General features: G+C 49.5%; 29 protein-coding genes. 26 read left to right on the top strand and 3 right to left on the bottom strand.

Going from position 1 to position 24480, the window contains the following annotated elements:
• The first annotated feature begins 17 nt into the window (after window positions 1-17).
• From R70723_RS19465 to R70723_RS19415, 11 genes are all read left to right on the top strand, one after another.
• Window positions 18-293: a hypothetical protein gene (locus R70723_RS19465; protein ID WP_039874525.1), complete on the top strand. Its 276-nt coding sequence runs from the start codon at window positions 18-20 to the stop codon at window positions 291-293.
• A gap of 47 nt (window positions 294-340) precedes the next feature.
• Window positions 341-961 carry an HAD family hydrolase gene (locus tag R70723_RS19460; RefSeq protein WP_039874524.1) on the top strand — a complete coding sequence of 207 codons (621 nt, stop codon included), beginning with the start codon at window positions 341-343 and terminating at the stop codon, window positions 959-961.
• Between the two features lie 39 nt (window positions 962-1000).
• Window positions 1001-1666, top strand: coding sequence for a hypothetical protein (locus tag R70723_RS19455; RefSeq protein WP_039874523.1), 666 nt, complete (start codon window positions 1001-1003; stop codon window positions 1664-1666).
• A gap of 84 nt (window positions 1667-1750) precedes the next feature.
• Window positions 1751-2110 carry a BlaI/MecI/CopY family transcriptional regulator gene (locus R70723_RS19450; RefSeq protein ID WP_039874518.1) on the top strand — a complete coding sequence of 120 codons (360 nt, stop codon included), beginning with the start codon at window positions 1751-1753 and terminating at the stop codon, window positions 2108-2110.
• Window positions 2107-3594, top strand: coding sequence for a M56 family metallopeptidase (locus R70723_RS19445; protein WP_039874516.1), 1488 nt, complete (start codon window positions 2107-2109; stop codon window positions 3592-3594). Before R70723_RS19450 ends, R70723_RS19445 begins: the two co-directional genes overlap by 4 nt.
• A gap of 67 nt (window positions 3595-3661) precedes the next feature.
• Complete coding sequence (locus R70723_RS19440; RefSeq protein ID WP_039874513.1) at window positions 3662-4141, top strand: DinB family protein; 480 nt, start codon at window positions 3662-3664, stop codon at window positions 4139-4141.
• A 122-nt stretch (window positions 4142-4263) separates the two neighbouring features.
• A complete protein-coding gene (locus tag R70723_RS19435; protein ID WP_039874511.1) occupies window positions 4264-4635 on the top strand; it encodes a hypothetical protein in 372 nt (123 codons plus the stop codon).
• Window positions 4636-4738: 103 nt separating this feature from the next.
• Complete coding sequence (locus tag R70723_RS19430; protein WP_231574752.1) at window positions 4739-5071, top strand: hypothetical protein; 333 nt, start codon at window positions 4739-4741, stop codon at window positions 5069-5071.
• A gap of 33 nt (window positions 5072-5104) precedes the next feature.
• Entirely contained in the window at window positions 5105-5491 is a 387-nt protein-coding gene (locus R70723_RS19425; protein WP_039874510.1) for a hypothetical protein, read from the top strand.
• Window positions 5492-5504: 13 nt separating this feature from the next.
• The gene (locus R70723_RS19420) at window positions 5505-5999 is read left to right on the top strand and encodes a DUF2691 family protein (protein ID WP_231574751.1); all 495 of its coding nucleotides are present in this window, start codon (window positions 5505-5507) and stop codon (window positions 5997-5999) included.
• Window positions 6000-6121: 122 nt separating this feature from the next.
• Complete coding sequence (locus tag R70723_RS19415; protein WP_039874507.1) at window positions 6122-6481, top strand: hypothetical protein; 360 nt, start codon at window positions 6122-6124, stop codon at window positions 6479-6481.
• Between the two features lie 65 nt (window positions 6482-6546).
• Here the strand turns inward: R70723_RS19415 and R70723_RS19410 are convergent, their stop codons facing one another.
• Both R70723_RS19410 and R70723_RS19405 read right to left on the bottom strand, forming a co-directional pair.
• On the bottom strand, window positions 6547-7275 hold the full coding sequence (locus R70723_RS19410; RefSeq protein WP_039874504.1) for a hypothetical protein: 729 nt from the start codon (window positions 7273-7275) through the stop codon (window positions 6547-6549).
• Window positions 7272-7994 (bottom strand): ATP-binding cassette domain-containing protein, encoded by a 723-nt coding sequence (locus R70723_RS19405; RefSeq protein WP_052421388.1) that lies wholly within the window; start codon window positions 7992-7994, stop codon window positions 7272-7274. Before R70723_RS19405 ends, R70723_RS19410 begins: the two co-directional genes overlap by 4 nt.
• Before the next feature lie 204 nt (window positions 7995-8198).
• Between R70723_RS19405 and R70723_RS19400 the strand changes: the two genes are divergently transcribed.
• From R70723_RS19400 to R70723_RS19325, 15 genes are all read left to right on the top strand, one after another.
• Window positions 8199-8855: a GntR family transcriptional regulator gene (locus tag R70723_RS19400; RefSeq protein WP_039874501.1), complete on the top strand. Its 657-nt coding sequence runs from the start codon at window positions 8199-8201 to the stop codon at window positions 8853-8855.
• 4 nt (window positions 8856-8859) lie between these two features.
• Window positions 8860-10014 carry an amidohydrolase gene (locus R70723_RS19395; RefSeq protein WP_039874500.1) on the top strand — a complete coding sequence of 385 codons (1155 nt, stop codon included), beginning with the start codon at window positions 8860-8862 and terminating at the stop codon, window positions 10012-10014.
• Between the two features lie 12 nt (window positions 10015-10026).
• A complete protein-coding gene (locus tag R70723_RS19390; RefSeq protein ID WP_039874497.1) occupies window positions 10027-11070 on the top strand; it encodes a methionine ABC transporter ATP-binding protein in 1044 nt (347 codons plus the stop codon).
• Entirely contained in the window at window positions 11045-11704 is a 660-nt protein-coding gene (locus R70723_RS19385) for a methionine ABC transporter permease (RefSeq protein WP_039874495.1), read from the top strand. Before R70723_RS19390 ends, R70723_RS19385 begins: the two co-directional genes overlap by 26 nt.
• A 30-nt stretch (window positions 11705-11734) precedes the next feature.
• A complete protein-coding gene (locus R70723_RS19380) occupies window positions 11735-12754 on the top strand; it encodes a uroporphyrinogen decarboxylase family protein (protein ID WP_039874493.1) in 1020 nt (339 codons plus the stop codon).
• Window positions 12755-12766: 12 nt separating this feature from the next.
• On the top strand, window positions 12767-13600 hold the full coding sequence (locus tag R70723_RS19375) for a MetQ/NlpA family ABC transporter substrate-binding protein (protein WP_039874491.1): 834 nt from the start codon (window positions 12767-12769) through the stop codon (window positions 13598-13600).
• A 19-nt stretch (window positions 13601-13619) separates the two neighbouring features.
• Window positions 13620-14429 carry a pyrroline-5-carboxylate reductase gene (gene proC, locus R70723_RS19370; RefSeq protein WP_039874489.1) on the top strand — a complete coding sequence of 270 codons (810 nt, stop codon included), beginning with the start codon at window positions 13620-13622 and terminating at the stop codon, window positions 14427-14429.
• Between the two features lies 1 nt (window position 14430).
• The gene (locus R70723_RS19365) at window positions 14431-15195 is read left to right on the top strand and encodes a VOC family protein (RefSeq protein ID WP_039874486.1); all 765 of its coding nucleotides are present in this window, start codon (window positions 14431-14433) and stop codon (window positions 15193-15195) included.
• A 718-nt stretch (window positions 15196-15913) separates the two neighbouring features.
• Window positions 15914-16207, top strand: a complete 294-nt coding sequence (locus tag R70723_RS19355) for a hypothetical protein (protein WP_144027036.1) — start codon at window positions 15914-15916, stop codon at window positions 16205-16207.
• Window positions 16208-16445: 238 nt separating this feature from the next.
• On the top strand, window positions 16446-16889 hold the full coding sequence (gene fosB / locus R70723_RS19350) for a metallothiol transferase FosB (protein ID WP_039874478.1): 444 nt from the start codon (window positions 16446-16448) through the stop codon (window positions 16887-16889).
• A gap of 156 nt (window positions 16890-17045) precedes the next feature.
• A complete protein-coding gene (locus R70723_RS19345; protein ID WP_039874475.1) occupies window positions 17046-18101 on the top strand; it encodes an ABC transporter substrate-binding protein in 1056 nt (351 codons plus the stop codon).
• A 1-nt stretch (window position 18102) separates the two neighbouring features.
• Window positions 18103-18882, top strand: coding sequence for a (2Fe-2S)-binding protein (locus R70723_RS19340; RefSeq protein WP_039874471.1), 780 nt, complete (start codon window positions 18103-18105; stop codon window positions 18880-18882).
• 40 nt (window positions 18883-18922) lie between these two features.
• The gene (locus R70723_RS19335) at window positions 18923-20647 is read left to right on the top strand and encodes an AraC family transcriptional regulator (protein ID WP_039874469.1); all 1725 of its coding nucleotides are present in this window, start codon (window positions 18923-18925) and stop codon (window positions 20645-20647) included.
• 291 nt (window positions 20648-20938) lie between these two features.
• Complete coding sequence (locus R70723_RS19330; RefSeq protein ID WP_081957433.1) at window positions 20939-22156, top strand: glycoside hydrolase family 5 protein; 1218 nt, start codon at window positions 20939-20941, stop codon at window positions 22154-22156.
• 134 nt (window positions 22157-22290) lie between these two features.
• A complete protein-coding gene (locus R70723_RS19325) occupies window positions 22291-23454 on the top strand; it encodes a stalk domain-containing protein (RefSeq protein WP_081957432.1) in 1164 nt (387 codons plus the stop codon).
• A gap of 86 nt (window positions 23455-23540) precedes the next feature.
• Here the strand turns inward: R70723_RS19325 and R70723_RS19320 are convergent, their stop codons facing one another.
• The gene (locus R70723_RS19320) at window positions 23541-24419 is read right to left on the bottom strand and encodes an alpha/beta fold hydrolase (protein WP_039874467.1); all 879 of its coding nucleotides are present in this window, start codon (window positions 24417-24419) and stop codon (window positions 23541-23543) included.
• Window positions 24420-24480: the final 61 nt, after the last annotated feature.

Raw genomic sequence — 24480 nt, 5'->3', positions numbered from 1 at the left:
GATCAAGGAGCTGAACCATGATTTCAAAATCCAAAGCCTTTGGAATTTTAGCAATAATCCTGTTATTGTACTTATTCTGGAATTCGCTCAGGTCATCTACCTTCGAACTTGCTAAGGTCACAGCGATAGATGATAAACAGATTCAGATTGTAAATTTGAGCGGGCAGATCAGGACATTGAAGACATCGGTTGATCTATCAGGGCTGGTTGAAGTAAATCATGAATATTTAATTGATTTTGATAAACGAATCGGAGTAAAACCCCAGCTGCAATCCATTAAAGTATTCGAGTGAAAAATCAAATAGTAAGCAGATAATCCAAAAACGTATCGGAGGCTAATATGGACAGCATTATTTTTGATCTGGACGGGACGATGTGGGATTCTTCGGAGGTGGTGACGGTGGCGTGGAATGATGTGCTGCGCAGGTATGCGGATATTCCGCATGTAATCACCAAGGAAAATTTACAGGGGATTATGGGCCTGCAGCCGGCCGAGGTTGGCACAATCCTGCTTCCCGGTATGGAAGAGGCAGTGCAGCAAAAGCTTCTGGACGAGTGCTGTGAGGCCGAGTGTCACTACCTGGCTAAGCAGGGCGGCGTGTTATATGAAGAGCTTGAAGCCGTGCTTACGGCTTTATCGGCACAATATAAGCTGTTCATTGTAAGCAACTGTCAGAAGGGGTATATCGAGGCTTTTTACGAGTATCATCAGCTGGGCAGGTTCTTCGACGACTATGAGAATCCGGGCCGGACAGGGCTGTCCAAGGGAGAGAATATTAGGCTGATCATGCAAAGAAACAAGCTGGAGAATCCGGTCTACGTGGGAGATACGGAAGGGGACCAGAAGGCCGCAGCGTTTGCCGGAATTCCGTTTGTTTTTGCCAGCTACGGGTTTGGTGCGGCCAGTGGTGCGGATTATACGATTAACCGCTTCAGTGATCTATTGGAGCTGTTCAATTAAGCCTTACCTCCAAATTAGCCAGGGATGGAGCTGAAACACATGCACGGAAAATCGAGTGTTGTTAAGTTTGGCGGAGTTGCGCTGATTGTGGCGGGGGTCCTCTTTTGGATACAGTATCTGTTTATGCTGCCGGTACCTGCTCCTCCAATGACCTCTGATCCTGAGCTGATGGCATGGCTGGCCGAGTGGAAATTTAATATGTCCATGGCGGATGAGCTGCTGTTCTTTGCCCCGCTGTGTCTGATACCGGCTATTGCTGCGCTATATCATGTTCTGGTAAAGACTGATTGGATCAAAACCCTGGTGGGCTGTGCACTTCTGGCGCTCAGCATTCCCGTTTACATACTGCTTGTCATTATCCTCGGGAGAGTGGTTTACCCAGTCTTTAATATTGAAATTTCTGCAGAGAGCCTCAGGCTGATGTTCAGCATGTATTACGGGGGACTGCATACGGCGGCGCTTATCATGGGGATTGCAACGATTGTACTGAGTTTGGTTATCCTCAAAAGCCCGCTCGGCAGGTCCTGTGCCTATTTGGGTTTTGCTGCCGGGGTCCTCGACCTGATCGGGTCTTTCCCCTGGCTGATCGGGACAACTGCAACGTTTATATGTCAGCTGGCTTCTGCGGTGTGGTTTGTTGTGCTTGGAGCCGGACTGATCAGGATTTCCCGAACGGCAATGCCGGTGAGTCTGCCAAAGAGCTGAGCAGCGGCTTGACTTTCGAGGTCTACTGCAATAAACTCATCACATGAGGTTTACTACAGTAAACTTGATATGAGGAGGAGCTGCATGGAAGCCTATAAATTGTTTGATGCCGAGTATAAGTTCGCCTGCCTGATCTGGGATAACGAGCCGATTAATTCAACAGAGCTGGTGAAGCTGAGCCAGACCAAGCTGGGCTGGAAGAAATCTACTACCTATACCGTGCTCAGAAAGCTGTGTGAGCGGGGAATTCTGAAGAACGAGGATGCAACCGTTACAGCTATTATCAAAAAAGCAGAGGCACAGCAGCACGAAAGCGAGACGGTAGTGGAAAAAGCCTTCGGGGGGTCGCTGCCGCAATTTCTAACTGCTTTTCTGGGCAAAAAGAAGCTGTCCGAAAAGGAGGCAGAGGAGCTGAAGCGGATCATTGAGGAGGCGACCCGATGATTACGGAGCGGTTTATCTCTGTCCTCAATATGAGCATTACAGCGAGCTATGTGGCAGCTGCAGTGATTTTGATAAGGTTATTTCTGCGCCGTGCGCCCAAAATATTCTCCTATCTGCTATGGTCCGCCGTAGGAATCAGACTGGTTCTGCCTGTCAGCTTCACTTCGGACTTCAGTCTGCTGCGGCTGTTTCAGCCTCACTCACAGACAGGGGCTGGAGCAGGGGTTATGAATTTTGTACCGCCTGACATTGGTTTGCAGTTCCTTCCGGCTGTGGATGCAGGTATTAATGGAGTAAGCAGGCTGATTAACAGCTCACTTCCGGGTGCTGTACAGACCGCCAGCGTAAATCCGCTGCAGCTCATCCTGTGGACGGGAAGTATGATCTGGCTGACAGGGGCAGCCATTCTTTTACTCTACAGCGTTGTATCCTATGTGCGCATTACTGTTAAGCTGCGGACGGCAACGCTTGTTAAAGAAAATATTTATGAGTCGGATCAGATTGCAGCGCCCTTTGTGTGCGGTTTTATTAAGCCAAAGATTTACGTTCCTACCACAATGAGCAGTCAGGAGCTGCCCTATATCATACTGCACGAACAGACGCATATCCGCAGGATGGATTATCTGATTAAGCCGTTTGCCTTCCTGCTGCTCATCCTTCACTGGTTCAATCCCCTGATGTGGCTGTCATACGCGCTTATGGGCAAAGATATGGAAATGTCATGCGATGAAACGGTCGTGCGGAAGCTGGGCAGCGGGATTAAAGGGAGCTATTCTAGCTCGTTGCTCACGCTTGCCTCAGGCAAAAGGGGAGTTCCGGCAGGCAGTCCGCTTGCTTTTGGCGAAGGGAATGTGAAATCCAGAATCAAAAATATTCTCGCCTACCGCCAGCCCTCCCCATGGATCACCGCATTTACGTTTATCGTAATCACCATTATCCTTGCTGTTTGTATAGTTAATCCAAAGCCTCAGGTTGAAGTGCCCCCAGTACAGCAGGCTTATAAAGGCTACAAGGTGGAGCAGCTGTTAAAAAACCGCACACCCTACGTGGGTGCTGCCAGCAAGGTTGGCGGAATAATCGGCGGCCTGCCGGTGCCGGAGGGTTTGGAGCCTGCGGGGATGGAGCTTCAGACGGTGGCTCCGCCGTATGGCTTGACTATTAAATATGACATGCAGGATTCAGCCGGTGTGACCAAAAATGGTGCGATCAGCGGCGATGCGTTCTACCGCAATTCCATTGTGCTTTTTAGCCTGATCGACAACGTGGACAGTATAACCGTTGTCCTTACTGACCGGATGGGGGCAGTCACCTACCCGCTTACGGATGGCTTTATTCCAAATGGAGAAATAACCTACAGCTTTACCTTTGAAAGGGAACAGCTCGCCAAGCAGCTCGAAGGAGATATCCAACTGTATGCTACAGATGAAGCAGGGCTGCATCAGTTGATTGACCGTGTAGAGGGAGTTTTGCCGGTAGACTTATAACACATGATCAGTCAGTAATTAGTTGCCCGTATTCCGCCAAACAATACGCTTACAGGAGGCTGTAACCATGCAAAAGCTGTTTGAATACAACTGGCAGGTCCGCAAGGAATGGTTCAACTGGTGTGAAACGGTGAGTATGGAGGAGCTGATGAAGAAGCGTACCGGCGGTATCGGTTATTTTCTGCCTACGCTTTATCATATTGTGGCTGTGGAGTACGGCTGGATCTGCGGTGGTATTGAGCAGCGTGAGATTCACGTTCCTGACTTCGGGGAGGTAGCCAGCCTGCAGCTGGTGCAAGAGTTCTCGGAGCGCTGCCATGCAGAGCTTGCCCCATTCGTTTATAATTGGAATGACAGTCAGGAGAACCGGATGATGACTGACATCCTGGATGACGGCACAGAGGTGCCCCATCCGTGCGGAGAGGTTATGCGGCACCTGATTGCCCACGAAATCCACCATACCGGCCAGCTGTCCGTCTGGGCCCGGGAGATCGGTAAAGAGCCGGTGAGTGCCAATTTTGTCGGCAGGGGCCTGTTTTATAGTTAGCCTCTTTGAAGGCTTAGTAAATCTGAAATTAGCACTGGAAAAGCGCACAGAGCCGCGGGTTTCCGGTGCTTTTTGTGTAGTAGAGGCGAAAGGAGAAGTACCAAATAAATGGGGAGCATTCTATGGAACGAAAATATCAAGAAATACGTGAGTACACCGGACTGGAAATCAAAGAGATTCTAGATCGTCAGGTGATTGAAGAACTGATTCTGTTACCGATATCAGTAGGCTTGCATCACCCTAATTGGAGAATGGCTCAAAATTTATGTTTGGAATTAGCACAGCATAAAGATGCTCATGTAAGAGCAAATGCTGTGTTTGGATTAGCTCATATCGCAAGGACAAAGGGAGTGCTTGATAAGAGATTAGTAAAGCCGGTTATTTTAAAGGAACTAAGGCAAAATGAAGAATACAGGGGAACAATTATAGATGCAGTAAGTGATATCAATCTGTTTTTAAATTGGAAGTTAGCCAAACGGTATTCTACAGATTAAATCTATAAGTGAAATACGTGCCATGAGAAAATGGAAGGAATCGAAGAAATTCTTTGTGAGATAAGGGATAAAAAATAAAATAATAGGAGGAGGAAGTAATCGGGTGATTCCATACTTACCACATATTGCTGCAAAAATAACTCTGTTAAAAAGTGACGGGAAAGGCAATGGCCGAAATAGGCCAGTGCAATCAGGCTACCGTCCGGCACATTTGGTGAAAGATGATTATTTAACGACGGGTATACATAAATATTATGGAGATGTTATGGTACAACCAGGGGATAGTGTAATGGGGACTATTACTTTTATAACTCCGGAATATTACCCTCGTACTTTATGGATCGGCAGAGTGTTAACAATTCAGGAGGGCAGCCGAGTAGTCGGATATGCCGAGGTAACACAAATATACAATGATATTTTGGTAAAAACAGATTGAACTATTACCCTCCAGAAACGTGAGGAACCAACAATGACCCTAACCCTGGCAGCAACCGGCTTTTCAATCCTGATTACTATAGTCATTTTGTTTCAGGCAGCACTGGCTGCAGGTATGCCCTGGGGAGAGTATGCGATGGGCGGAAAGTTTCCTGGAAGGCTTCCGGCTCCTATGCGAGTGGCGTGCCTGATTCAGATTGTAATTCTTGCTCTGCTTGCGCTGATAGTGCTTAGTAAAGCGGACATTCTTTTGCCCGGCTGGCGGGAGCTTGCGGATGTGGCTGTCTGGTTCGTAGTCGCTTTTTCCGTGGTAGCTTCTGTTCTAAATCTTATTACCAAAAGCGTCCGGGAACGAAGAATCTGGGCACCGGTTTCGATATTAATGCTGATCAGCAGCCTTATAGTGGCACTTGGAGGATAATGGAGGAGCATAAATGAATATTACAAGCGATACAGGAATGAAGAAAAGGGGATTGACCTGTGAGATTCCGAATGAGCGCGGACGTTTCCTGGGAGATCTCCTGCAACCGTTCGATACTGCTGCCTATGACTGGTATAACGGGGGCGAGGAGGCTTATTTCTGTAATGAAGAGATTATTACAGACCCTCTTTTCCCTAATCAGCTATTTGATATGGACGGTGTCGTGCTTAAGGATATTGTAGAGAATAACGAGTACTATATTATTTTTGCAGACCTGAAGGCTTTTCCGAAGGGGACGAAGGTGGTCAATGTTCAGACGTACGAAGAGTACGTAAAAAGTGACTGCCAGTTTGTACTAATCATTGTGGATTGTGTGTATGCTGCGGTTTACTGTAAGGATCAGGACAAACTGGCGGAGCTGTATTTGAATGCACAATCACAGGGCTACAGCAACGTGCAATACACGACAGATGAAAATGATTTCAGAACGAGGTTGTCGGCCTGGTAGCGGCGCTGATTATTATTAGGCATGTAGAATCATAAGTCACAGAAAAGGAAACCGTTTGCAATTATAATGTAAGCGTTATCTAAATGCTGCTATACATTATTGCGCAAATGGAGGAATAGGACTTGAGCTTACCCAAAGTTTCCTTTAACCTGCTTGTGTTTATGGGGCTGTGCATTCAGTACACTTTAATGCATCTTTTTTCGGCCGGGGAGATTATCGCGATTTCAACCGCGGAGCTGGTCATTTATATGCTGTTCACTTTTGCCGGGCTGGGCACCTTTTTCTCCCGCAGAAGACGTGCTCTGGCGGAGCAGGGCTGCGGATCGGTAGGACTCTTTTTCACCGTGCTGTGGACAGTTTCCCTGTGCTCCCAATTCCGTAAAGAATCTTATCCGGAGGCGCTCACGCTGATCAATTCGTTTGGTGTATCTGCGGCCGGTCTGGTGCTGCTGACAGAGATTATTGTGCTGTTCAAGGTTTAGTGTGTATGTACATAAGCTCCTGCTGCTAATGGCGGGGGCTTTTTCGTGTTTTTTGCACAAGGCCTCTATTGTCTAAGAGCAAGAATCACCGTTTCATTGCTTAATCTCTTCTTCAACATATGCTGAACTACGGCACACAGTATAGTAAGCAATAGCAGGCTTGAACCGATGGTCCAGGTAATCGAGCTGTGGCCGGGAACCCATCCCAGCTTGTTAATGAGCGTTCCGGTCAGCGTTGCTCCAAATACGAACAGCACAGAACCAACAGACAAGGCGGTGCGAATCCGCTCCGGCGTTGTTGATAACATGGAAACCAGCGTCATTACACTCGTTACACTGCGGGTAAACAGCAGGAAAGTAATTGCGAAATAGACAAAGGCAGTGCTGAAATATACCTCCTGCAGTATCTCCTGCTTCATAATTGAAGCGTACCCCATAATGAGAATGTTCAGAAAGACAATGGGCCCTATACACAGCAAATGGGAGGATAGACTGTAGATCGAGGTTAGGCGATGAACATCCAGCTTATTGGCGAGGTAATATTCGCAGCGTCCGGTACTCTTTTCTGAGATGACAATCAGGCCAACCGTTAACATATTCAGCAGAAAATAGACCGATAGATTCAAGGTGAGCAGCGTATAGGCCACCGTAAATCCTGCTGAATCAGATTTGCCGTAGGATATCTGTATAACCGACTGAAGTGGAACGAGCAGTACAATAATAGCCATACTCAGATAAGAGGGACTACGCATTACATCTTTCAGGTTAAGCCGGTTAACCGGATGAAGATTCATGATCTAAGTTCCTCCAATGTGTCGAAAAATCGCTGTTCCAAATCTCCGTCAAAAGTCGCATTATTGATAACCGCAGCGTTACGCCCGTCTACCAGAATAGTAATCCAGTCACTGACCTTCTGGACCTCCGCCAGATCATGGGATGTGATGAGAATGGTTTTACCTTCGGCTTTTAGCCGCTGCAGTACGCTCCGCATGACCATTCTGGACTCCGGATCAACACCGGACGTTAATTCATCCAGTATCAGAATCTCCGTATTACGCAGTAATGTTATGAGCAGGGAAAGCTTCCGCTTCATCCCCTTGGAGTAGGTCGCAACCTTGCGGTCGAGCGCGGAGTCCAGCTGCAGCAGCCCGGCATATTGGAATACAGTGGATTCAACCTGCGCGGCGTCTGCTCCAAAATAAATCCCGAAATCCCGCAGATTGTTAAGGCCGGTCTTGGCCTCAAATAAGTAATCGTTCTCCAGAAGGACAGATACCGCCTGCTCATCCAAGCCGTAACGGATATCACCCTGGTCTAAAGGTAAAAGCCTGGTGATCAGGCGCAGGAGGGTGGTTTTGCCTGCACCGTTAGGACCGATAATGGAATAAATGCTGTTAAACGGGATGTGAAATGATACGTTTCTGATAATTTCCGTGCCGAGGAGAGCTTTACTGGCGCCATCTACGTTGATAGCGTATTTGCCGGCATGCGGGATATCTTGCTTGTATACCATTCTAGTGAGCTCCTATCACCTATAAATCATACTTGACTAGTGTGAATAATAGGTTTATAGTATGAAAAAAAGCTTGAAAAAAGAGAAAACTTTCCAAACAAGCAGTCAGTTACTCCGTTAAAGCACTAAAATAATAATTGTATACAATTATACAATTATATTTAATGAGTTCAAGTACATTTTCACATAGGGAGCATCAGAGGTATGGAGATACGATCACGAAGGCTGTCAAAGGATAATACCTACTATGCGTTGAAGCAAAAAATCATTAATAACGAGCTGGAGCCGGGTCAGGCGGTCAACGAAGAAAACCTGGCAGCAATGCTGGGGGTCAGCCGCACTCCCTTACGAGAAGCGATTCAGAGACTGGAGAACGAGGACTTTCTCGTCCGTCAGCCAAATGGAAGATTAAAGGTAGCTCCGTTATCGCTTAAAGAGGTTGAGGAGATTTTTCAGATCCGCAGCATGCTTGAAGGCCACATCGCCAGAAGCGCAGCGAAGAATGCAACCGATAAAGATATTCAGAAGCTGACCGTGATGATGACACAGATCAAGCAATCCTTTCAGCTCGGCGAGAAACAGAATTTTGTCTCCTACGGCTTTGAATTCCATGATTATCTGTCGGAAATAAGCGGGCTTATGACCTTTGAAAAGGTGCTGAACCAGCTTAGAGACCGCTCGCTCCGTTATTGCCGTTATGTCTCCCTGCACGGGGACTGGAATACGCAGGCGGATGAAGAGCATAACGACATCCTGCAGATGATTGCGGACAGAAATGAAGACGGTGCAGAGCAAGCGATGCGGGAGCATATTTTGAACAGTCTGGCTACGGCACTTGAGCGGATGAAAGGGGCGTTATGAACCTATGAATCTTACCTATAAGAATGATCACGAGCTGGAGGGCGAATTAATCGGGGTGCGGAGAAATCTGCACCGGGAGCCCGAGCTGGCCTATGAGGAGTTCAGAACAACAGAGAAGCTGCGGGCCTGGCTGACAGCTGCTCACATACATATTCTAGACCTGCCTTTAGCAACCGGACTGATTGCCGAAGTCGGACAAGGCGACGGGCCAATAGTTGCTATACGCTGTGATATTGATGCACTGCCGATTGAGGAGCAGACGGGCTTGCCTTATGCCTCTGAGATACCGGGAAAAATGCATGCCTGCGGCCATGACTTCCACACTGCAGTTATCTTGGGAGCTGCCCTGCTGCTGAAAGCCCGTGAGCATGAATTACCGGGACGGGTCAGAATCCTGTTCCAGCCGGCGGAAGAGACAGGCCACGGGGCGGAAAGTGTACTGGAATCCGGAGGTCTGAAGGACGTGGCTGCCATATTCGGACTGCATAATTCACCGGAGCTGCCTACAGGAACGTTTGGAACAAGGTCAGGACCACTGACAGCAGGCGTAGACCGGTTCGAGATTAAGGTGAAGGGTGTTGGCGCCCATGCCGCAACTCCGGAAAAAGGGGTGGACACCATTGTTACTGCTGCGCAGATCATTACCATGCTGCAGACGGTGGTAAGCCGCCAGAGCAGCGCGATCGAGCCGGTTGTGTTAAGCGTTACGAGAATTAACGGAGGGTTCACCTGGAACGTGATTCCGGAGCTGGTTGAGCTGGAAGGTACAGTACGGACCTACAATGAGGAGATCCGCCGTGAAATTCCGCTCCAGATGACGCGTATCATCGAAGGCATCGCGGGAGCAGCCGGTGCTGAGGCGAAATTGCTCTGGTATCCGGGGCCGCCGGCAACAGTGAACCATGCAGAATGGGCCGATTTTACGAAGCAGGCCGCCTCGGATGCAGGATATAAGGTAGAGGATATTCCGCTGCAGATGGGCGGAGAGGATTTCGCACTGTATTTACAGCAGATCCCGGGTGCGTTTGTAAATATCGGGGCTGGTCCGGGCTATGCGCTGCATCACCCGCAGTTTGATGTAGATGAGGCGGCAATCCTGCCGGCAGCTAAATATTTTGCAGCGTTGGCAGAACAGGCACTGCAGAAGCTGCAAGCATAAGGGGGAATGAACATGATTGAAATAAGAAATGTGCATAAAACATTCACCCGGAAAGGGATCGCGATCGATGCCCTGAAGGGAATCAGCCTGAAGGTTGAAAAGGGCGACATCTTCGGCGTAATCGGCTACAGCGGCGCCGGCAAAAGCACACTGATCCGCCTGGTCAATTACCTGGAGCGGCCAACCGAAGGCCAGGTGCTGGTTGACGGACATGATCTTGGAGCCTACAGCGTTAAGGAGCTGCGTGCAGCTAAGAAAAATATCGGCATGATCTTTCAGCATTTCAACCTGCTGGAATCAAAGAAGGTGTTCGATAACGTAGCGATCCCGCTTGTCCTGCTGAAAAAGAGCAAAGAGGAGATCCGCAAGCGGGTAACGGAGCTGCTGGCTTTCGTTGGACTAAGCGACAAGGCCGGAAGCTATCCGAATGAATTATCCGGCGGGCAGAAGCAGCGTGTCGGGATTGCCAGAGCGCTTGCCTCCAATCCGTCCATTCTCCTCTGTGATGAAGCAACCTCTGCCCTGGACCCGCAGACCACCCGTTCGATACTGCAGCTGCTGAAGCGGGTTAATGCGGAGTACAACATCACCGTGATGATCATTACACACGAAATGTCGGTCATTCAGGAGATTTGCAACAAGGTGGCGGTGATGGAGGAAGGACGGATCATCGAGCAAGGCAGCGTACTGGATGTATTCGGGCATCCGCAGCATCTCACCACGCAAAATTTTGTGAAAACCGTCATTCAAAATACCATAACGCCTAGTGTGCAAAAATCCATAAAAACCGGATCCGGCAGCCGGATCTGCAAGCTGAATTTCGTCGGAGCTGCAACCACTGAACCGCTGCTCTATGAGATGATCCGTGCGAACGAGGTCAAGGTCAACATTTTGTTCGCGAATACGACGGAGATTCAGGAGAAGACGCTCGGAACCGTAATTATTCAGCTGGATGGAGAGGGAACAGAGATTAACAAGGCCGTATCGTTCCTGAAAAGCAATGGAGTAGACGTAGAGGAGGTGGATCCGCATGTTCTCGACCACAGTAACCGGTGAGCAGTTTTTAACGGCTTTTATTGAAACCATTCAAATGGTAGGTGTGTCCCTGTTTTTCGGTTCCCTGCTGGGGGTTCCTATCGGGATATTGCTCGTAATCACCCGTCCGGGCGGTATATTGGAGAACAAGGCAGCCTATACCCTCCTTAATCCGATCATCAATATCGTTCGCTCGTTGCCTTTTATCATCTTACTGGTAGCTATCATTCCGCTAACAAGAGCAATAGTTCATACTTCGATCGGGACTGCTGCTGCGATTGTGCCGCTGATCATCTACATCGCTCCTTATATCGGACGGCTGGTGGAGAACTCCCTGCTTGAGGTGAACCCGGGAATTCTCGAAGCAGCGGAGTCCATGGGCTCTACCCCGTTTCAGGTAATCTGGCACTTCCTGCTGCCCGAGGCGTTTGCATCCCTGATTCTTTCGTTAACGACGGCAACAATCGGTCTAATCGGGGCAACGGCCATGGCCGGAACGGTCGGGGGCGGCGGGGTCGGCGATTTGGCCATCGTCTACGGTTACCAGCGGTTTGACACCGTAGTCGTGGTAGCCACAGTTATTATCCTTATCATTCTGGTACAGGGCATTCAGTCTTTGGGCAACACACTGGCGCGCAAAATTCGCCGTCACTAAACACTACATATACTTGGAGGTAGCCGGCAGATGAGTAATTGGAGTAAGCAGGACCGTTTCAGAGCCTTATTATCCGGAGAGCGGGCAGATCGTCCGATTGTCAGCGGATGGCGCCATTTTATCGATAAGGAACAGACCGCAGAGGATTTGGCGGCAACGACCATCTCCTTCACGAAGCAATATGATTGGGACTGGGTCAAAATCAATCCGAGGGCAACCTATCTGGCTGAAGCCTGGGGCAACCAGTATGATTTTGCAGATTATCAGACCGTTTTTCCACGCCAAAAGACAACCGTAATTCCGGCGGCGGAGAACCTCTGGGAGCTTGAAGTGAAGAAAGCGGCGGACACGGCTGTTTTCCAGGAGCACTTGGAGGCCGTTAAGCAGATACGCCTGGGATTACCTGACACCCCGCTGATTCAGACGGTATTCTCACCGCTGACGGTGCTGCTGTTTATCGTAGGGCGCTCCGCTTATGTAACCAAAACGGTATTTGGCATCGAGCAGCCGGTGACAATGGAGTCACTGTTCAAAGAGCACCGGGCGGCGGCGCATCATGCACTGCATGTGATTTCGCTAACCTTAGCCGATTATGTAAAAGAGCTGCAGCAGGCGGGCTCCGACGGGTTGTTCTATGCGGTAACAGGTACAGCACATCCGGGCTTGTTCGATGAAGCAATGTTCGATGAGCTGTCCAGACCTTATGATTCCATCGTCCTGGAAGCAGCCAGCTACGGCAAAAACATCCTGCATACCTGCGGAGCCTATTCACAGCCGGAGAAATTCAACGATTACCGGATCGACGGCATCAGCTGGGATACCGTTGCCGAAGGCAATCCGGGTCTTGGAGCCAATCTGAAAGCTACTAAAGTAGGCGGAGTTGATCATGGCCTGTTCGCCATGAACGATATAACGCAGATCAGGCAGCAGGCTAAAGCTGCTTTGAATGTGATGAAGGACCAGCCGTTTATTCTCTCGCCAAACTGTGCGATCCCCCTGAACGTAACAGATGAGGCGTTAGTGCAATTTAAAAACATAGTATTGGAATAGGAGATGAAGGTAATGAAGAAATTATTATTGGTTATGCTGATCGGGGTTATGGCGGTGCTGACAGCCTGCGGCAATAAGGAAGCGGAAAGCGCAGGAGAAGACAAGAAGGAAATCACCGTCGGATTTGGTGTGGGAACCTATGAAGAGCAATTCCGCCAGTCGATTCTGCCGATTCTTGAGGAGCAGGGCTATAAGGTAGATATCAAAACCTTCTCCCAGAACATGCAGGTTAACCCGGCAATGAAGGAAGGCTCGATTGACGCAAGTATTTTCCAGAGTACAGCTTACATGGAAGCTATTAATGAAGAAATCGGGGCAGACATGACTGGAATTGCTTACGTTCCGGGAGCTCCGCAGGGCCTGTATTCCGTAAATCATACGACACTGGATGATGTAAAAGACGGTACAACGGTTGCTGTTCCGAATGACCCGGTTAACCAGGAGCGTGCGCTGCGGATTATGGAGGAGCTGGGCTGGATCAAAATCAAGGAAGGTGCTGGCGTAGCCGACTTCAACATCAACAGCATGGAGGCAGACAAATTCAATATCGATATCAAAATTCTTGACCCTGCACAGATTCTGGTTTCCCTACAGGACGTGGATTACGGTGTAGTCAACGGTAACTATATTGCCAACTCGCCGGACAGAAAAATTACAGATGCGCTGAAAATCGAAAACACGCCTATGCAGCACAGAATTATCGTGTCAGTTAACAAAAAGGATGAGAACACCCAGTGGGCTAAGGATCTGAAGGCGGCTTACGAGTCGGCTACGTTCGAGGAATACATTAAGGGACTTGAGAAATATGACGGCTTTATCCTGCCGGAAGCATGGGACAACAACTAAGAAAGGGAAGTGGATGTAAGTGGCACAGAAGCAGATTCATTTTATCGGCGGCGGACAGATGGCGGAAGCCATGATCCGCGCTTGTATCGCAAATAACACCCTGTCGGCAGATGAGATCAGTGTAACAGATGTGAATGAAGCACGTCTTCAGCTGCTGAGTGACAAATACAAAGTGAATACAGGCAGCTCACAGGAGCATGGCCTGTCTGCAGCTTCCATTATTGTAATTGCCGTTCGTCCGCAGGATGATCTGGCTGTACTGGGCCAGCTTGTACAGCAGCATGCTGCACCCGCTGCTACAATCGTTTCGATTGTGGCAGGGGTGACGATTGCGCAGCTTGGCGGTTATTTTGGGGCAGAACGCCCGATTGTCCGGGTCATTCCGAACACTCTGACCGATACAGGCTACGGCTATAGCGGTGTTGCCTTGAATAGTCATGCTACGCGTGATCAGGTGGAGGATTTCCTGCTCGGCTTCGGCAAGGTTCAATATCTGGACGAGGCCTACATCGATATCTTCACAGGCTACGGTGTGGCCGGACCGAACTATATCTATTATTTCATCGAATCCCTTGTGGATGCCGGTGTGCTGGCCGGACTTCCGCGGGAACAAGCGTGGAATGTAGCACTGGAAAATATGCTGGGTGCAGTCACGATGCTGCGGCAAACCGGCCTGCATCCGCGGCAGCTGCTCGATATTAACAACTCGCCTGGCGGAGTCGGCATGCACGGCTTATACGAGCTCAACAACAGTGACTTCGCGGCCGGACTGCAGCGCAGCGTACTTGCTGCCGTTAAGCGGACTACTGAGCTGGGAGTGAAGAAATAATATGGCTACCATAACATGGGATCATCTGGTGCATTATGTCAACGATCTGGATCAGCCGGTCGAAAGCTTCCGGGAGCACGGGCTGGTTGCTTTTAGAGGGGGCGCTCATAAAGCATGGGGGACCTACAATTCCTTAAGCTACTTCGGGCTCACCTACATCGAGTTCCTCGGCATTGAGAATCTGGAGCTGGCGAAGGCCACAGAGCACAATGTCGTAGTGCGGGATGCGGTACGGCTTCTGCCTGAGCATGAAGCTTTAAGCAGAGTTGTGCTCCGGACGGATGATATAGATGCAGTAGCAGCTTCCCTGCACGCGGCAGGCTTGTCCTTATCGCCGATCATCGATGGAAAGCGTCTGGATAACGCCGGCCGGCTGATCGAGTGGCGGATGATGACGATTGACGGTGATTTTGCAGGACTCGCCTATCCGTTTATCATCCAGTGGAATGGAACCGATGAGGAGCGGCTGGAGAACATGACGGCCTCCGGCATCATTCAGCCTCACCCTGCAGGAGCCGTTGAGATGGTGAGCGCGGTATTCCGCGTCTCTGATCCGGCCGCGGCTGCCAGTCATTGGAGCACATTATTCGGACTGCCGGTTACTGAGTCAGAGGGCGGCAAATTCAGCCTGAAGGCTGGAGCACAGTCGTTTGATTTTGTGCAGGGGGATGAGAACGAGTTCAAGCAGGTTATTTTTGCAGCGGAATCAGCAGCATTGAAGGGCAAGACGATTCAGGTCGGCGAAGGTGAATATGTATTCACCTGATCAAGGCTGATAGCAATAAGGGAGGGCCTCTGGACTATGTTCCGGGGGCTTTTTTGCGCGGACAGAGAGTGTTAGAAGGAAAATGTAATCGAAATGAAACGAAATACCATAATTTGTTCTATATAATGGCTTAGACAGGGGCCGGGCGCTGGTATGATGAAGGTGAGCGGGATTCTATTGCAGTTTGTACAACAGATTTTGGATAAATCTGCCTGAAAGTCGAATCTATTGTATTTAGTGCAGCAGATCTACCGTTTTTTTGTGTTCTGAGCTTATTTCTTTCGTTTCAATTGTATAAACTACAATAGAATGATTTTTTGTGAAGCTTAGACAAGATTCTGTTGTATAAAATGCAATCATGCCAAGGCTCGCTATGTTACGGATGAAGCTTGAAGGGAGTGGATCTCATGCAAGGCCGAGTCTGTATCGAATATAGACGATTAAGTTATTATGCAGTAGAGTGCGAGAACAAGGAGTTCTCGGTAATAGTGGTTCTTCGTGGACTCTTGTCATTAGAGGATATGCTTTCAGGTGAGCTTAACTTGCCTAGGGAGAAGCCGGTTTATAATGAGACGACGAAGGAAAATTTAGATGTATCTGTTCTTGCAATACATTTAACCCGTGCAGAGGCAAAGAGATTTATGGTGGATAAGGTGAAAGGGCGATAATTTATATGAGTCTTAATCTGGTACCGCTGCGAATACCGACAGGATGGAAAGTGAATCTGAATGATTTTACAGAGTCTTTTCCAGATAAATTTACTGATGATAACTATGAACATCGCTGGAAATTCAAAGAGGATATACTGCAGCTTGAAAGCGATTATAAGAAAAGAGTAATCGATCTTGGCTGGTATCCTGAATTCGATGCAGACGGTCAATATACGCTAATGCTTGTTGATGTTAGTGAGGAGAACGGGGAAGGATCATTTTATTGGAATAAACTAATAGAATACAGATCGAGAAGCATTGAAGAGATAAGGATGAAGATTGAGGAGTTTCTGAGAACGTGATGAACGTGTAATTAACGACGTTATGGGTTGAACTTGAAAACATAAATTAAGGGGAAAGTGGCGGAGGGGAATTTTGGAACTGTAGGAGCGATAGCGACCGCCTTTGTCTGCGGATTTCAACCGTGTATAGCGGTACAATTGAAGAAATCTGTAGACAACAGCGGCCGGAAGTCCAAACATTCTCTGGAGTCACGGTTAACCCTCAATTACAGAGTTGTAGGCGAAAGGACCACCAAACATGAATATCCAGGGAATCAACCATTTTTGCTTTTCCGTCGCCGACTTGGAGCGGTCTATTACCTTTTATTCGGAGGTGTTCGGGGCCCGGATTGTGGTTAAAGGGAGGAAGCTGGCTTATTTTGATCTGAACGGGCTATGGATCGCGCTCAATCAGGAAGAGGTGGTGCGGGACCGGGATAATCGGACATACACGCATATCGCTTTTACCATTGATAAGGCTGACTATGAGACTCTGCTGAATAAGCTGAAGGAGCTGCATGTTGAGGTACTGCCGGGGCGGGCAAGAGATGCCAGAGACAAGGAATCTATCTACTTTTATGATCCGGATGGACATCTGTTTGAGTTTCACACGGGTAACTTGCAGGACCGGCTGGACTATTACCGTGCAGAGAAAGAGCATATGATTTTTTATGATGAGGAAGTCACCAGGAAAGAGGTTTGATGTGGATAGCTTAATCCGCTCCTGAAGTGATAAATGTCGCAATAATCCGGCTGCAATGTCGCAAAAGTACATGGAACCGGTGTGCAGAGGTAGAGTATACTCAACCTTATAAATCTGATAATGAAAATCATTATCACATAAATAGGGGGAGTCAGCATGAACAGAGCAACAAAAAGGCAGTCATCATCACTATTATTGGTATGGATGCTGGCGCTGGTACTTGTACTTACGGCTTGCGGTGCTAATTCTAATGGAGGGAATGCAAATTCGGGCAATGCTGCACAGGCATCTGCTGCTGCGTCGGCCGAGCCGTCGCCGGCATCCGAAACACAGGCTTCGGCAACACCGGAGGCACAGGCTGCTGCAGCCTTCCCGGTTACCATCAAGCATATGAAGGGCGACTATACGCTGAACGAGAAGCCGAAGGTAATTGCCGCGCTGGATGTGAAATTTGTAGATCAGCTGGTAGCGCTTGGCGAGCAGCCTGCAGGCAGTGTGGTTGCCGGAGCAAAGGGAGCCACGTTCCCGGAATATCTGATGGATCAGCTGAACGATGTACAGGTCCTTGGCACACGGGATGAGCCTAATCTGGAGGCTATTGTAGCGCTGAAGCCGGATCTGATTCTGATGACCGACTTCCAGGAAGAAGCGTATGAGAGTGTCAGCAAAATAGCGCCAACAATCGTACTCGACTTCTACGAGGACTGGCGGGATACGCTGGCGACGATCGGTAAAATAACAGGCAAGCAGGCCGAGGCTGTGACTGTGCAGCAGGCTTACGAGGACAAAATTGTCGGTCTGCGGGAGCAGCTGGCAGCGAAGCTCGGTGAGGATACAGTAGCGCTTATTCGTCCAAGACCGGAAGGTATTCGTGTCCACGGGCCGGAGCACCGGACAGGCAGCATTCTGTATGAGGATTTGGGATTGAACGCACCTGAATTTGTTACAGCCATTACAGAGGACACTTCCGTTGAGATTTCCATGGAGACTGTTGCTGATATCGGAGCGGACCGCTATTTCCTGCTGTCGGATGACTTGTTTGCCAAAGATGCAGCGGAGCTGGCAAACAGCCCGGTCTGGAAGTCGATGGATGCAGTCAAAAACAAACGTGCCTACGACGTAAATGCAACACTCTGGATCGCTTATTATGGCCCGATTGCCATTAACATCATAGTCGATCAGGCTGCGGAAGCGCTGCTGGGAGCGCAGTAAAATGGACGGCTATCTGTCGTCCGCCTCATGGAAGCAGCTGACTGTGGATTACGGCATAAGGCCCGGTGAACCGCCCGCAAACAGCGTCCGCACGATTGCTCTAAGCCAGCTGCAGGATGAAGCTGCGTGCCATGAATATATTAGCTGGTTCAGAGACTACATCGGTGCGCCGGATACCCTGGTTGCTGCCTCCATGCTGGCCAAGCGGATCGGCTATCTGTGGATTGTGCCGCTGCTGACGGCGATGACCTTCCATAACCGTGAAGTCTTATGTCAGATGGACAAAAGCTTTCTCTATCATCCGGATTTATCCGCCGGACAAGGAGGGACACGTTTTCCCTTTCTGGCTTTAGAGGGACTGCGGACTACGGCTGCACCTCCGGACAATAGGGCGGTATGGCGTGAAAAGGTGGTTAGGGAGGTTTTTGCAGCACGGCTTGGGCCGCTGCTGCAGACCCTTTCCGCAGCCGGCCCCGTTTCCATGGCGATACTCTGGGAAAATATAATGGTGCGCATTGCCCCGCTATATGCTGCCGGAAAAGAGGATTCCGGGCAGGATAAGCAGCAGATGAGCGAGGATTTTACTTACCTGACCGGGACTGCACCCGGACACTTGTTTAACATGAGACGCAATCCGTTTACCCGGTTTACAGAGAATAACGGCCTGGTTCAGGTTGCGAGGAGCAAACGGAGCACCTGCTGCTTTTATTACCGGATGTCGGGAGAATATTGTGTAAAGTGTCCGAAAATTGACAATGAGAATGAATCTCAATTAAAATGACAAAGAAGCAACAGGATGCTATTGTCAGGAGATGAGAGAGATGCCGCTGCAGGACCAGGCAAGTATATGGAGTGATCTGGCAATCAAAACGCTTGACGTGAGCAGCGGTGTTGTGCCGCCCGGCGGCGTTCTAAGCGAAAAAGAATTGACTGCCAATCTGCTGCTGCTGGCGGGAGGCGGACAGGGAAGGCTTGTGATGAACGGCGGGGATTGCCGTATCCAGGCCTTTTTTGCCTGCCATGCGGTTAAGGGCTCAGCCTTTACCCTGACTGCCGGAGCAGAAAGCCTTTATTATACCGTTATTACCTATAAGGCTGTGCAAATGTCTGAAGCCGCACCGGTACTGTTCCCGCCGCGTAATCACCCGCTGTACACTTCATTTGTTCACCCTCTGGAGGTGCCGGCAGGACTGCACCAGACAGCAGAAGAAATGGAAGCGAAGTGGAGCAGGGGCGAAGGGCTGGAGCGGTTTCATGTTAATGCCCTGCTGCAAGGTATGCTGTACGAGCTGATGATGGAGGTTGAACGCGGCCGGGGCGGGAGTGGACCTGATATGGTGGATATCGTCACTGCCTATATTGCGGGGCACTACCGCCAGGAGCTGGAGCTTAAGGAGCTGGCTGCGCTTGCCGGCTGCAGTACGAGGCAGCTTCAGCGGCGGTTCAAGCAGGAGAAGCGGGTCGGACCGATGGAATATGTGATCCGGCTGCGGATGGAGAGCGCACAGCGGATGCTGCGCCATACCGATGTCCCGATCAGTGAAATCGCCGAAGGAGCGGGCTATCGTGATATGTATTATTTCAGCAGGGCTTTTAAGAAATATTACGGAGTGCCTCCGCAGCTTTACCGGCGTACAGCTGCCGTTGGAGCTGGAGCGCTTCCGGCTTACACCGGACTGAGTGACCGTTTTGCTTCCTCGTACGGGTCACTGCAGGGTCCGGTGATCCGCCACATGCGGGGCGAATATGGGGTTACCGCTGCTCCAAGGCGTATCGCCGTGCTCGACGTGCAGTATGCCGACCATCTTCTGGCCCTGGATGTAGTCCCGGCAGGAAGTGTTGGCACGGGCAGCAGTGCTTCACTACAATTTCCGCAGTATATCAGGGACAGGCTTGACGCTACAGCAATGACCGGAAGCTATGAGTACCCGGATCTGGAAGCGGTTGAACGGCTGCGGCCTGATCTTATAATCTGTACCGAGGTGCACGCCCCCCATTATGAACGGTTAAGCCGGATCGCTCCAGCCCTGATGTTCAAACGGAATGAGAGCTGGCAGACGATATTACGACTGTTCGGTATAATGACGGATCAGCAGGCGAGGGCGGAGGCCATTATTGCGGATTACCACCGCCGGACAGCCTTGCTGTCCGGAGAGCTGGCAACAGCTCTGGGCGGTCAAAGTGTGGCTCTGATCCGTCCGCGCGAGTCACTGGTAAGGGTTCATACAGCCTCTCATCGCACAGGTGCTGTGCTGTACCGGGATCTGGGGCTGCCAGCTCCGCTGTTTGTGGCAGATACCTCAGATACGGCATACCATATCCCGGTTGACAGACTGCCTGCGGTACATGCAGATCACTATTTTCTGCTTAGCAGTGCGCAGGTGCAGGATGAGATATCTGCGACCGAGCAGAGTACCCGGGTCATGCTGCATGCAGAGGAGCAGCCGCAGATTTATGCGGTGGATGCTGCTACCTGGATCGGCTGCTACGGACCGACAGGGATTAATTACATCGTGGACCAGGTGGAAGGCGTATTGCTGGCATGAGCGGAACAAGCCGGGAGGGAATAAGATTTTTATAGAGTACATGGCGAAGCTCTTGTGGTTATCACAGGAGCTTTTTACTGCGGATTATCCGATCAGCCTATTCTATTTATTTTCTAAAAGTATACTATAATTACCAAATATATGTTATTCTGATAGTGACATCCGGTTCTTAGCGTTGTTGAAACCAGATCCATGGGAAGGAGGGCGCTCGGATTTTTTTGCGGTCCAATCGTTTGGTTTTTTGATAGCGTTTGCATGCTGCATAACCACAAATAAAACGGAGGTTTTGACATGCTGGCCAAAATGAAAAAATGCGGGTTTTACGGCTTGGCTCTACTCTTGCTGGCTTCGGCTGCTGTGACCGGATGGAGTGCAAAGGCAGCTGCGGCTACCCCTATCACCTCGGATTTCAGATCCCTGTCGTCATCACAAATTATCAGCGAAATGGGTGCCGGATGGAACCTGGGCAATCAGCTTGAGGCCTCTAACAACGGTACTCCAAGCGAAACGGCGTGGGGCAATCCCGTTGTCACCCAGGACCTGATCAAGAAGGTGAAGGCTGCGGGCTTCAAAACGATTCGCATTCCCGTCTCTTACCTGAATCACATTGGAGGCGCTCCTAACTACACCATAAATGCAACCTGGCTGAACCGGGTGAAGACGGTTGTCGATTATGCTTATAACGAAGGCCTGTATGTGGTCATTAATATTCACGGGGACGGATACAATACCGTTCAGGGCGGCTGGCTGCTGGTGAACAGCGGCAATCAGACGGCCATCAAAGAGAAATACAAGCTGGTATGGCAGCAGATTGCCAATAAATTTGTGGGCTATGACGAGCGGCTTGTTTTTGAGTCTATGAACGAGACTTTTGACGGTAATTATGGCAATCCAAATGCAGCTTATTACGCTAACCTGAATGCTTACAACCAAATTTTTGTGGATACGGTTAGACAAACCAGCGGCAACAATAGCGCAAGATGGCTGCTGATTCCAGGCTGGAATACGAATATCGACTACACTGCCGGCAATTACGGCTTTGTTCTGCCGACCGATACGTACCGCTCCTCAACCATCCCAAGCTCGCAGAAAAGAATCATGATTTCCGCACACTACTATTCCCCGTGGGATTTTGCCGGGGAGGAATCGGGAACGATCACGCAGTGGGGGGCCACGGCCACGAACCCGGCGAAGAAATCGTCCTGGGGCCAGGAGGATTACCTTGATTCACAGCTTCAGGCGATGTACAACAAATTTGGGACTCAAGGGTATCCGATCGTAATCGGCGAGTTCGGCTCCATTGACAAAACAGCTTATGATTCCAGCAATAATGTGTACCGTGCAGCCTTTGCCAAGGCGGTAACAGCAGCGGCGAAGAAATACAGCGCAGTACCGGTCTACTGGGACAACGGGTACAACGGCCAGCATGGCTTTGGTCTGTTCAACCGTACGAATAATACGGTAACGCAGCAGGGGATTATTAATGCGATCATGCAGGGCATGCAGTAAACCTTAAAATGATATAAAAACGGCGTAGTCCTGTAATGGGGGCTGCGCCGTTTTTAAATAGATAGAAGATAGATAGGATGTTAATATGTTATATTAATGAAAATAATTCCTGAAACTAGAAAGAGGGGCCATCGATGAAAATGTGTAAAAGGTTCATTCGAGCACTCGCGCTTAGCATCCTAATCATCGGGTTAATACAGTCTACTCCATCCATCGTTTCGGTAGCAGCGGCTAAAGCCCAATCCTCTACTGCTCCCGGTGTTCGTGTCTATCTTAACAGTAAGCAAATAACCTCTTCTTCTGGTAATCCGGCATTGGTAAAGGGGACGGTTATGCTTCCGCTGGATAGCTTCTATTATATTAGCGGCTTAACGGTTAAGTATGATGAACGTACGAAGGTAATCTCTATCGAAAATATGTTCACAAAAGGCAGCATGAAGGCCGGGGAGCGAAGCGCAACAGTTAACGGGAAAAAGCTTGCGTATTCCGCAGCTCCCCAGCAGATAAATAAGCATCTTTATGTGCCCCTGCGTTTTGTCAGTGATGCCATCGGAGGCACACTGAACTGGAATGCAGCAACCCGCCAGGCTGTGATCAGCTATCCGGAATTCGTTGGTGACGGCAGGACTAGCAATGATGCGTATTTTATCAATGGTGTGAATGGAACTTTATATAAACGGGATGGGGCAGGAGTGGTCCGTTCTCTGGGAGCATCCATAGCAAAGCTAACTCCAGGTTATGTTGCGGATACCCGGATTTCATTCGTCAAAATTGCCGAGGATGCAGACTTAGTAACCATTGAAAATTCCAGCGGTGAGCCCTCGATAAACCTGACCGTCATTAATCTTTTTGTGAAAAAGGGTGCCATTCTGCGCCAGTCTGAAGCTCATTATTGGCAGTTCTATCCTGATAATATCAAGACGTATGACGGTAACGCGGTTCTGAACGATGGCCATACGGTCCGGTTGATTGCCCCAGATGCTTCGGTTAAGCAAACCTGGAATATCTCCAAGCTAGCAGGCACACCGGATGACAGCTACGCTATTGAGGCTATTGGCGAGAACTATTTAGTGGCCCGGTCATCTTCGGAAGGACTGCTGACACTAATTGATCTGCAGGCTAACAAAGCAATACTGCTCTACAAGGAGTTCGATATTAACCCTGCCGATATGCCGGGGTTCAAGAACGATGGCCTCCGGTTTACCGGAAGCGTTGGGAACGGGTCAGAGGTGCAGTTCGAGTTCACAAACGGGAAGCAAGTAAAGACGGTATTTACTTATACATTGGGGGAACCGTAATGACAAGCCAGGATATAAAAGGAATCTGAAAAAGATGTTGAAGAGGATTTCTTTCTTAAGCGCCAAAAGCTGTTCGAGAAAAAAATTTAATATGCTCTGTACAGCTTCCTAATCAGCCAAGGCTTCAACAAGGGCAGAACGGTTGCGGGCTGCATCGCTTTGGTGTGGTCCATACCGCTGCCCTTTATGATCTCTACATCCCATCCAAGCTGCTCTAATGCAGCTTTGTTTTGCTCCAGCTTGCCGACAATATCGACGGTTACACTGCCGAAGTTCTCACCGTAGACAATCGTATCCTTTTCCCCGGCAAAAGCCAGTCTCGGGAGCTCCAGCAGCTGCTGAATCGCCCGATCATCAACCCCCCGCAAATGCTCATACATCGTAACAAACTGCTTTGTCTGATTCGGATCAATCTGAACCTGAATGTTATCCCAATCCAACTGCTCCGGGTCTATAGGAACCTGCTCATCAGCTACATAGGTATTCTGGTTACTGGAAGCTTGCTGGTATGTTTTGTTGGTTACAATCAGCATTTCTTTATATGGACCGTCTAATGGCGGGAAGCCGCCCATGACCAGGCTATCGAGTCGATCCGTACGGATAGCCAACTGCAAACCAACCAAGGCCAGCCAGGAATAACCGTAATAGCTGAACCTCTCGACGTTCATTTCATCAGCGATCGTTAAGAGGTCATGCACAATGCTCTCAGGTGTGAGCTTATCCGGATTCGGATGCTGCAGCCGGTGCCCTTCATAGTCAAAAAATAATACCCGAAACGTATCCGCAAGCCCCTCCACAAAATGTTCCCCTAGCTCAGGGTCTACTCCCCACAGCCGGAGATGATCAGCCGCTGGTCCGTATACAGATTCTTTAGCAACGGGAAGCATGATTGCCGGAAAACCGGGGTTCCCGGTAAGGCCTGCTTTTAGCTGTGTTCCATCTGTGAGTTTAATTATCTTTTCCACGTAATCACTCCTAAGTAAGTTATATAATGATCATATAACATTCATGCAATATTCCGCCTTG

The sequence above is a fragment of the Paenibacillus sp. FSL R7-0273 genome (genome assembly GCF_000758625.1).
Classification (GTDB): Bacteria; Bacillota; Bacilli; order Paenibacillales; family Paenibacillaceae; genus Paenibacillus_AQ.
This window is presented reverse-complemented; position numbering and strand designations above follow the sequence as displayed.

Excerpts from the sequence above, each read along its gene's own strand:
- R70723_RS19440 (WP_039874513.1), top strand. The coding sequence starts at position 3,662 with ATGCAAAAGCTGTTTGAATACAACTGGCAGGTCCGCAAGGAATGGTTC.
- R70723_RS19410 (WP_039874504.1), bottom strand. The coding sequence starts at position 7,275 with ATGAATCTTCATCCGGTTAACCGGCTTAACCTGAAAGATGTAATGCGT.
- fosB (WP_039874478.1), top strand. The coding sequence starts at position 16,446 with ATGAATATCCAGGGAATCAACCATTTTTGCTTTTCCGTCGCCGACTTG.
- R70723_RS19395 (WP_039874500.1), top strand. The coding sequence starts at position 8,860 with ATGAATCTTACCTATAAGAATGATCACGAGCTGGAGGGCGAATTAATC.
- R70723_RS19405 (WP_052421388.1), bottom strand. The coding sequence starts at position 7,994 with ATGGTATACAAGCAAGATATCCCGCATGCCGGCAAATACGCTATCAAC.
- R70723_RS19330 (WP_081957433.1), top strand. The coding sequence starts at position 20,939 with ATGCTGGCCAAAATGAAAAAATGCGGGTTTTACGGCTTGGCTCTACTC.
- R70723_RS19390 (WP_039874497.1), top strand. The coding sequence starts at position 10,027 with ATGATTGAAATAAGAAATGTGCATAAAACATTCACCCGGAAAGGGATC.
- R70723_RS19465 (WP_039874525.1), top strand. The coding sequence starts at position 18 with ATGATTTCAAAATCCAAAGCCTTTGGAATTTTAGCAATAATCCTGTTA.
- R70723_RS19400 (WP_039874501.1), top strand. The coding sequence starts at position 8,199 with ATGGAGATACGATCACGAAGGCTGTCAAAGGATAATACCTACTATGCG.
- R70723_RS19335 (WP_039874469.1), top strand. The coding sequence starts at position 18,923 with ATGCCGCTGCAGGACCAGGCAAGTATATGGAGTGATCTGGCAATCAAA.
- R70723_RS19450 (WP_039874518.1), top strand. The coding sequence starts at position 1,751 with ATGGAAGCCTATAAATTGTTTGATGCCGAGTATAAGTTCGCCTGCCTG.
- R70723_RS19425 (WP_039874510.1), top strand. The coding sequence starts at position 5,105 with ATGACCCTAACCCTGGCAGCAACCGGCTTTTCAATCCTGATTACTATA.
- R70723_RS19460 (WP_039874524.1), top strand. The coding sequence starts at position 341 with ATGGACAGCATTATTTTTGATCTGGACGGGACGATGTGGGATTCTTCG.
- R70723_RS19375 (WP_039874491.1), top strand. The coding sequence starts at position 12,767 with ATGAAGAAATTATTATTGGTTATGCTGATCGGGGTTATGGCGGTGCTG.
- R70723_RS19345 (WP_039874475.1), top strand. The coding sequence starts at position 17,046 with ATGAACAGAGCAACAAAAAGGCAGTCATCATCACTATTATTGGTATGG.
- R70723_RS19455 (WP_039874523.1), top strand. The coding sequence starts at position 1,001 with ATGCACGGAAAATCGAGTGTTGTTAAGTTTGGCGGAGTTGCGCTGATT.
- R70723_RS19340 (WP_039874471.1), top strand. The coding sequence starts at position 18,103 with ATGGACGGCTATCTGTCGTCCGCCTCATGGAAGCAGCTGACTGTGGAT.
- R70723_RS19445 (WP_039874516.1), top strand. The coding sequence starts at position 2,107 with ATGATTACGGAGCGGTTTATCTCTGTCCTCAATATGAGCATTACAGCG.
- R70723_RS19420 (WP_231574751.1), top strand. The coding sequence starts at position 5,505 with ATGAATATTACAAGCGATACAGGAATGAAGAAAAGGGGATTGACCTGT.
- R70723_RS19385 (WP_039874495.1), top strand. The coding sequence starts at position 11,045 with ATGTTCTCGACCACAGTAACCGGTGAGCAGTTTTTAACGGCTTTTATT.
- R70723_RS19380 (WP_039874493.1), top strand. The coding sequence starts at position 11,735 with ATGAGTAATTGGAGTAAGCAGGACCGTTTCAGAGCCTTATTATCCGGA.
- R70723_RS19435 (WP_039874511.1), top strand. The coding sequence starts at position 4,264 with ATGGAACGAAAATATCAAGAAATACGTGAGTACACCGGACTGGAAATC.
- R70723_RS19325 (WP_081957432.1), top strand. The coding sequence starts at position 22,291 with ATGAAAATGTGTAAAAGGTTCATTCGAGCACTCGCGCTTAGCATCCTA.
- R70723_RS19365 (WP_039874486.1), top strand. The coding sequence starts at position 14,431 with ATGGCTACCATAACATGGGATCATCTGGTGCATTATGTCAACGATCTG.